Source organism: Bradyrhizobium sp. (assembly GCF_049691595.1).
GTDB lineage: Bacteria > Pseudomonadota > Alphaproteobacteria > Rhizobiales > Xanthobacteraceae > Bradyrhizobium.
This window is the reverse complement of record NZ_JBAVNZ010000335.1, coordinates 1-7727: the sequence shown is the minus strand read 5'-3', so window position 1 is coordinate 7727 and position 7727 is coordinate 1. Positions and strand designations below refer to the sequence as shown.

The 7727-nt window shown below is 64.3% G+C and carries 8 protein-coding genes; all 8 read left to right on the top strand.

Going from position 1 to position 7727, the window contains the following annotated elements; all coding sequences use genetic code 11:
* The coding region (locus WCE35_RS15040; RefSeq protein ID WP_424594135.1) for a biotin/lipoate--protein ligase family protein at positions 1 to 640 on the top strand (640 nt) is incomplete at its 5' end.
* Between the two features lie 7 nt (positions 641 to 647).
* Positions 648 to 1223, top strand: a complete 576-nt coding sequence (locus WCE35_RS15035) for a DUF6505 family protein (RefSeq protein ID WP_424594134.1) — start codon at positions 648 to 650, stop codon at positions 1221 to 1223.
* Positions 1220 to 2239 (top strand): DUF6352 family protein, encoded by a 1020-nt coding sequence (locus tag WCE35_RS15030; protein ID WP_424594133.1) that lies wholly within the window; start codon positions 1220 to 1222, stop codon positions 2237 to 2239. The genes WCE35_RS15035 and WCE35_RS15030 overlap by 4 nt, the downstream gene beginning before the upstream one ends.
* Before the next feature lie 26 nt (positions 2240 to 2265).
* Positions 2266 to 2781 carry a DUF3305 domain-containing protein gene (locus tag WCE35_RS15025; protein WP_424594132.1) on the top strand — a complete coding sequence of 172 codons (516 nt, stop codon included), beginning with the start codon at positions 2266 to 2268 and terminating at the stop codon, positions 2779 to 2781.
* On the top strand, positions 2778 to 3467 hold the full coding sequence (locus WCE35_RS15020; RefSeq protein ID WP_424594131.1) for a DUF3306 domain-containing protein: 690 nt from the start codon (positions 2778 to 2780) through the stop codon (positions 3465 to 3467). Before WCE35_RS15025 ends, WCE35_RS15020 begins: the two co-directional genes overlap by 4 nt.
* 121 nt (positions 3468 to 3588) lie before the next feature.
* Positions 3589 to 4377, top strand: coding sequence for a molecular chaperone TorD family protein (locus WCE35_RS15015; protein ID WP_424594130.1), 789 nt, complete (start codon positions 3589 to 3591; stop codon positions 4375 to 4377).
* Positions 4378 to 4446: 69 nt separating this feature from the next.
* Positions 4447 to 4680 (top strand): hypothetical protein, encoded by a 234-nt coding sequence (locus tag WCE35_RS15010; RefSeq protein ID WP_424594129.1) that lies wholly within the window; start codon positions 4447 to 4449, stop codon positions 4678 to 4680.
* Positions 4681 to 4693: 13 nt separating this feature from the next.
* Positions 4694 to 7660 (top strand): formate dehydrogenase subunit alpha, encoded by a 2967-nt coding sequence (locus WCE35_RS15005; protein ID WP_424594128.1) that lies wholly within the window; start codon positions 4694 to 4696, stop codon positions 7658 to 7660.
* Positions 7661 to 7727: the final 67 nt, after the last annotated feature.

Genomic DNA, 7727 nt, shown 5'->3' with positions numbered 1-7727 from the left:
GGCAGGTGGCGGAACGCTGGTCTGGGTGCGGCGCTACGATCTGGTCGAATTCGCCGTGGTGCTCGAGCCCGACCAGCCGCTGGCGCCGGCGCGCCGGGCGTTCTTTGCCGGCATGAACGCCGTGGCGGACGCGATTGCCGCGCATTGCCCGCCGGAGCGGCAGGTGAGCTTTGACTGGCCCGACGCGATCCGGTTCGATGGCGGATTGCTTGGGGGCGCGCGGCTCGGCTGGCCACGAGGTTGCGCCGAGAATGACGTTCCGGCATGGCTGGTGTTCGGCGCGATGCTGCGCGCCGCCGACATGGCGCATGTCGAGGAGGTGCAGGCCGTATCCGGTGTTTCCCTGCTGGGCGAAGGTTTTGAGATGATCGACACCGACGCGATCGTCGGCAGCTTCGCCCGTCATCTGATGACCGCGTTCGACCTTTGGAACGAGCGCGGCTTTGAGGCGATCGCCCGCGACTATCTGGAACGGCTTCCCGGGCGCAACGCCGGCGAGCGCCGCGCGATCGACGTCAATGGCGATCTTCTGGTCAGGCCGCCCGCCGGCAACGGGCCGCCCGCCCGCACGGGCCTGGTGGATGCGCTCGCGCGCGCGGCCTGGTATGATCCGCAGGCGCGCGGTCCGAAACCCGGATGAGGCGGACATGCTGAAATTTCCGCGAACCATCAGGCTCGATCCTTCGGACACATTCGTGTTCGAGCGGGCGGCGGAGCCGGGCGAATGGGTGGTTTCGGGCGCGTTCGTGTTCTGGAATCGGGATCCGGCCGCGCTCGACCCGAAGCAGCGCGTGGCATTGCGTTCGGGCTTTCTGGGCATCGACAGTCTTGGCTGGTCCACGCTTGCCATCGTCACCGCGGCGATGGAGGAGGACCAGCAAACCATGATCGATCGGCTCGCCCGGCAATTGCTGGAGAAATTCGGCGCGCCCGATCTTGAGGCCGCGCATGCGGCCGCCGAACAAGAGGTCGCGTTCGCAGGCTCCTTGTGCGATCACCCGCCCCAAACCCTGCTTGCGGTGCAACGCAGCGTCGAAAATGGCGAAATACGCGAGCGCTTTCGCACCCTGAAGCCGCGCGAACGCGCCGCCGACGGCGATCGGTTGCACGCCGATGCCCGCGCCTTTACCTTTCATCAGGTCGAGGGCGACGATGAACCCGCCGAGGAGGTCGATCTGTTGGGATTGATGGGAACTGACCGCATGACCGGGGATCGCCGATGAGAGAGTTCTGGGTAGCCTCGGGCCATCACCTGACGCGCCGTGCCGATCATGGCGGGCTGGTGGCGACGCCCGAACTCATCATGGCCTATCTGGCGCGGCCCGAGTTGATGCCGCCGGCCGACGCCTGCGCGGCCGAGCGCAAGCTGCATGCGAACCTGCTCGCCGATCCGCTGCGCCCGGTCGCCAAGGCCGATATCGCCGCGCTCGCCGACGCCGATGCGCGCGAGAACTGGACCTTCATGATCAACTTCCGTGACCGGCTGATCGCGGCACCCTCGCTGGAGGCGGTCTACACCAATCTTGCCCGCAACGGCGCTGGCGATCTGCCGCCGGTCTTTCTCTCCCAGCTCTGCCATCTGATCCTGCGCAATGCGCTCGAGGGATGCGACGATCCCTACATGCTGCGCGCGGCCGAACTGTTCTACCGCAGCCAGCAGGCGAGCGTGCACGAGGGCACGCTGCTGTTGGCCGACGCGGAGGTCATCGAGGCGCAGCAACACGCCCGGCACGACATTCATTCATCGCCGCTTGCGGCCATGCTCGCGCCGAGCGCGTTCGGCGAGATGGATGTGATGGACGACGACAACGCCTGGACCTACTGGTCGCGTTCGGACGCCCATGCGATGGTGATGAATATCGGCGGCAATCCGAAGGCGCGTGCCGGGCTGTGCCGGGTGATCGAACGATGGATCGACCACCTGCTCGGCGTTGCCGTCAATGTCGAGACGGTTGCCTCGATCGAGGATCGGGACTGGCGCTGGTTCATCGGCCTCGACAGCGAAGGCACCCGCATCGGCAACGCCTTGTGGAATGACGCCGCACTGGATGGCAATGCCGCCGGGCGCATCGTCGCGCTGATGCGTCTGGATATCGAAGACCCGCGGCTGGTGGATGCGCGCGTCGGAAGCAGGCCGGTCTATCTCATTCTGGCGATGGGGGCCGACAAGGTGGTGCGCCTGAAGCCTCAGAATCTGGTCGCGGGGCTGCCGCTGGCGGCGACTGCGAATGTTGCATGATCGCGCCGAACACGAAAGGACCGGCCATGGCGATGACCGAGGCGTCCCGCGAAGTCGGCGTGGTGATGCGCCGCCGTCCGATCGACAATCCGTGGATCGATCACACCTGGTCGCCGGCGATGGTTCTCGACGAGGTGCCTGCGACGGCGCCGTGGACCGTGCTGTCCACCGGCCCTGATGCAACGATTTACTACGCGGGTGCGGCGAGCATCGATCTGTTCAGCTCGGACACGGCGAATTATCGCGACAATCTTGCCGACGGCGAGCCGCGCATCTGGGTGGCGCTGCGGCGTCAGGATGGCAGCCCCGAACTCGAGCTGACCAAGGTCACGGCCGATCCGACCGAAGGCGAGGCGATGTTTGAAAGCGGTTGCGACGTGATCGGTACCGTGCCGATGCCGCCCGCGATCGCGGCGTGGATCGCAGCCTTTGTCGATCGATTCCATGTCGAGCGCGTATTCCACAAGCGCAAGCGGGATCGCGCGGGTGGCGACCGCCAGCGCAGCGGCGGGCCTTCGGATGAAGGAACGGGGCGCTCATGAGCGGTTCGGACCATGGCGACGAAGAGAACGGGTTCCTGGCGCGGTGGTCGCAGCGCAAGCAGGCGGCGAAACAGCACGCGCATGAGGCGTCGATTGCCGAAGCTGACGCCGCACCGGAGCAAGTTGCAGAAAGCGAGCCGGAATTCGATATCTCCAGCCTGCCGAAGCTGGAGGACATAACGTCGACGACCGACATGACCGCTTTCCTCCGGAATAATGTTCCCGAGCGGCTTCGCAACGAGGCATTGCGAAAATCCTGGGCTCTCGACCCCGTGATCCGCGACTATGTCAGTCCCGCGCTTGAATACGCCTATGACTGGAATACGCCGGGGGGCGTGCCGGGCAGCAGCGCGATCGGAGCGGGCCTGGATGTCGCCCGGATGGTTTCGCAGATCATGGGCGGCGGCGAAACTGCAACCGACCCTTCGATACCGGCCGCTGCTGCCCCCGCAAAAGTACCGCCGAGCGGTCCGCAAGCTCCCGAACATGACGAAAAACCGGCGCCGGATCTGCCGATTCAGCCGTTACGGTTGGGCGAGGATGCGGCTTCAATAGCGCAAGATCCCCCTGGCGCGGAAGACGGCGGCATTATTGAGGCGGAGGCGGCGCGATCTTCCGGCGCGGACAACGCTGGTGCGCCGCAACAGAAGGTGCGACGCCATGGCACCGCAAGACCGATCATTTAGCCAAAAGTTTTTGAGGACATAGGCCAAGCCTATGTTACAAATTTGTAGTTGGGACAGTTGTGGTGCTGGGCTCGTGCGCGTTTGAGAGGTACGGGTGGGCGGGGGAGAAATCGGTTGCACCATGCGTGACGCCGGTCTGGAGCAGGCAATCAGGGCGGCAGGTGGCGTCGCATCGCTGGCGCGAGCGATCGGCATTGCGCAGCCCTCGGTTTCAGCGTGGTCGCGCATTCCGGCAGAACGGGTTCTCGCCGTCGAGGCGCTGACAAGCGTGCACCGCTTTGTGCTGCGGCCCGATCTCTACGGACCATCCGAGGATCAAGTGACATCGAAATCCGAGGTCGACGAGATCGATCAGTTGCGGGCCGCCGAATATGGCCTGTTGTCGCTGCTGCTCGGCAAGGCGCCGGATGCGGATACGCTCAGGCGCGTTGCGACGCTGAAGGGCGACGCGTCCGATCTCGGCATCGCCCATATCGAGCTCGCCGCAGCGGCGGCGTCGACGGATGATCGCGCCGCCAGCAGGGAATTCTTCGATCTTTTCATCGGGCTCGGCCGTGGCGATCTGCTTCCCTATGCTTCCTATTACCTCACCGGCTTTCTGCACGAGCGCCCGCTGGCGCGGGTCCGCGAGGATCTGGACGCGCTCGGGATCGAGCGCGCCGGCTCATCAAGGGAGCCGGAAGACCACATCGCGATCCTGCTCGAGGTCATGTCCGGCCTCGCGCGCGGCGAGTTCGAGGCGGACTTCATTCAACAGGCACGCTTCTTCGAGCGCCATCTGAAGCCGTGGGCGGCGCGGATGTTCGCCGATCTGGAGATGTCAGGATCGGCGAAGTTCTACCGTGCCGTCGGCCGTGTCGGCCGTATCTTCATGGAACTGGAATCCGGGGCGTTTGCGCTGTCCGAGTGATGCCAAAGCCAACCGCAAGGTGGACCTGGAAGAGATGATTTATCGCAAAGATGACCTGAGGAGATCGCAATGAGCAAGCCATCCGACAGCAAGGCGCCCGCCCGCAAGGGAAAGTCGCAGGCCGCGGCAGGCGTTGACCGGCGCCGCTTCTTCCTGATGGGTGGATCGGTGGCGGCAGCGGCAGCGATGGTGCCGCTGGCGAGCGATCAGGCTGAGGCGGAGGAGTCGCAGGCCGAGCGCGTCAAGGCCCGCTACAAGGAGTCCGATCACGTCAAGAACTACTATCGCGTCAACCGCTATTGATGGGACCACGCACATGTTGATGAAGCGAAGAGATGGATCCGCTGGCCGGGCGCGTTTGCAGGGTATCGCCGCCGGCCTCGCCTCGGGGGTTCTCGACCGCCGCACGTTTTTGCGCCGGTCCGGTCTGGCGGCAGGCGCGGGCGCCGCACTGGGCTTGATGCCGCTCGGATCGGTGCGCAAGGCGCAGGCCGGCCCCAAAATCATCGGGGCGCCGACGGAAATCAAGAAGAACATCTGCACGCACTGCTCGGTCGGCTGCACCGTGATCGCCGAGGTCCAGAACGGGGTCTGGGTCGGCCAGGAGCCGGCCTGGGACAGCCCGATCAATCGCGGGTCGCATTGCGCCAAGGGCGCGTCGGTCCGTGAACTCGTGCATGGCGATCGCCGGCTGAAATATCCGATGAAGCTGGTCGACGGCGAGTGGCAGCGCGTGTCCTGGGATCAGGCGATCAACGAGATCGGCGACAAGATGCTCGATATCCGCGCCAAGTCCGGTGCCGACTCGGTCTATCTGCTCGGCTCGGCCAAATTCTCCAATGAAGGCGGCTACCTGTTCCGCAAGTTCGCGGCCTTCTGGGGCACCAACTCGATCGATCATCAGGCCCGTATCTGCCATTCGACCACGGTCGCGGGAGTAGCCAACACCTGGGGCTACGGCGCGATGACCAATTCCTACAACGATATCAGAAACTCGAAGACCGTCGTCTTCATGGGATCGAATGCCGCCGAAGCGCATCCGGTGTCGCTGCAGCACATCCTGACCGGCAAGGAGATCAACCGCGCCAACGTGTTCGTGCTCGACCCGCGCTTCACCCGCACCGCCGCCCACGCCACCGAATATGTCCGGTTCCGCAGCGGCACCGACATCGCGGTGATCTGGGGCATGCTGCACCACATCTTCAACAATGGCTGGGAAGACAAGGAGTTCATCGCGCAACGGGTCTATGGCATGGATCAGATCCGCGCCGAGGTCGCCAAGTGGACGCCGGAAGAGGTCGAGCGCGTGTCGGGGATTCCCGGCGAGCAGTTGAAGAAGGTCGCCGAGACCTTCGCCAAGCAGCGGCCGTCGACCTTCATCTGGTGCATGGGCGGCACCCAGCACACCGTCGGCACCGCCAACGTCCGCGCCTATTGCAATCTGCTGCTGGCGACAGGCAATGTCGGAACCTTCGGCGGCGGCGCCAATATCTTCCGCGGCCACTGCAACGTGCAGGGCGCGACCGATATCGGTCTCGATATCACCACCCTGCCGCTCTATTACGGCCTGGTCGAAGGCGCCTGGAAGCACTGGGCGCGGGTCTGGGAGGTCGACTACGATTATCTCCAGTCGCGCTTCGACGAGGTGCCGGCCAAGGCGGGCCGTCCGGCGCGCACCCGCAAGCAGAACATGGAGCTGCCGGGCATTCCGTCGACCCGCTGGTTCGATGCGACGCTCGCCAATCCCGACGACGTCGATCAGCGCGACAGCCTGAAGGCCATGGTCATCATGGGGCATGGCGGCAATACCGTGCCGCGCATGACCGAAATGGTGAAGGGCATCGAGAAGCTCGAATTGCTCGTGGTCGCCGACCCGCATCCGACCACCTTTGCCGCGATCTCGGACCGCAAGAACGGCACCTATCTGCTGCCGGCCTGCACCCAGTTCGAGACCTCGGGCTCGCGCACGGCTTCCAACCGTTCGCTGCAGTGGGGCGAGCAGGTGGTCAAGCCGATCTTCGAATCGAAGGACGATTACGAGATCATCTACCGGCTCGCGGCCAAGCTCGGCTTCGCCGACCAGTTGTTCAAGAACATCAAGGTCGACAACAACCGCCCCGTTCCCGAGGATTTGCTGCGGGAAATCAACCGCGGCGGATTCTCGACCGGTTATTCCGGCCAGTCGCCGGAGCGGCTCAAGGCGCATATGGCGAACCAGGGCAAGTTCGACCTGGTGACCTTGCGCGCCAAGGCCGAAGAGCCGGAGATCGGCGGCGACTATTACGGCCTGCCATGGCCGTGCTGGGGCAAGCCCGAGATCAAGCACCCGGGAACGCACACGCTCTACAATACCAACCTTCACGTGAAGGATGGTGGCGGCACGTTCCGCGCGCGTTTCGGCGTCGTATATGAGGAAAAGCAGCCGGACGGTACGGTCAAGAACGTCAATCTTCTTTCCGAAGGCTCTTACAGCAAGGGTTCGGAAATCACCGACGGTTATCCGGAGTTCACCTATGGCGTGCTGAAGAAACTCGGCTGGGACAAGGACCTCACCGTATCCGAACTGGCCACGATCAACGGGATCGGCGGCAACAGTCCGGATGGCGTGGGCTGGGCGGTCGATCTGTCGGGCGGCATCATCCGTGTCGCGCTGGACCACGGTTGCATCCCGTTCGGAAACGGCAAGGCGCGTGCGGTGGCGTGGAACCTGCCGGATCCGGTTCCGGTTCATCGCGAGCCGATCTACACCGCGCGTCCCGAACTGGTCGCCAAATATCCGACGCGTCCGGACGGACGCCAGTTCCGCATGGCCAATCTTGGCTTCTCGATTCAGAAGGCGGCGGTGGACAAGGGGCTGGCCAAGCAATTCCCGATCATCCTCACCTCGGGACGTCTGGTGGAATTCGAAGGCGGCGGCGAGGAAACCCGCTCGAACCGCTGGCTTGCCGAGTTGCAGCAGGACATGTTCGTCGAGGTCAACACCTCGGATGCCGCCGAACGCGGCATCAAGGATGGCGGCTGGGTCTGGGTGTACGGTCCGGAAAACGGTTCGAAGGCACGCGTCAAGGCGCTGGTCACCGAACGTGTCGGCAAGGGCGTGGCGTTCATGCCGTTCCACTTCGGCGGCTGGTTCCAGGGCGTCGATCAGCGCGGCAAATATCCGAAGGGCAACGATCCGATCGTGCTTGGCGAAAGCGCGAACACGATCACGACCTACGGCTACGATCCGGTCACCGGCATGCACGAGGGCAAGGTGACCCTGTGCCAGATTCAAACGGCGTGAGGGGAGAATAGATCATGGCTCGCGTCAAATTTCTTTGTGATGCCGACCGTTGCATCGAATGCAACGC

Coding starts and splice junctions, on each gene's coding strand:
- WCE35_RS15035 (WP_424594134.1), top strand. CDS start 648: ATGCTGAAATTTCCGCGAACCATCAGGCTCGATCCTTCGGACACATTC.
- WCE35_RS15030 (WP_424594133.1), top strand. CDS start 1,220: ATGAGAGAGTTCTGGGTAGCCTCGGGCCATCACCTGACGCGCCGTGCC.
- WCE35_RS15025 (WP_424594132.1), top strand. CDS start 2,266: ATGGCGATGACCGAGGCGTCCCGCGAAGTCGGCGTGGTGATGCGCCGC.
- WCE35_RS15020 (WP_424594131.1), top strand. CDS start 2,778: ATGAGCGGTTCGGACCATGGCGACGAAGAGAACGGGTTCCTGGCGCGG.
- WCE35_RS15015 (WP_424594130.1), top strand. CDS start 3,589: ATGCGTGACGCCGGTCTGGAGCAGGCAATCAGGGCGGCAGGTGGCGTC.
- WCE35_RS15010 (WP_424594129.1), top strand. CDS start 4,447: ATGAGCAAGCCATCCGACAGCAAGGCGCCCGCCCGCAAGGGAAAGTCG.
- WCE35_RS15005 (WP_424594128.1), top strand. CDS start 4,694: ATGTTGATGAAGCGAAGAGATGGATCCGCTGGCCGGGCGCGTTTGCAG.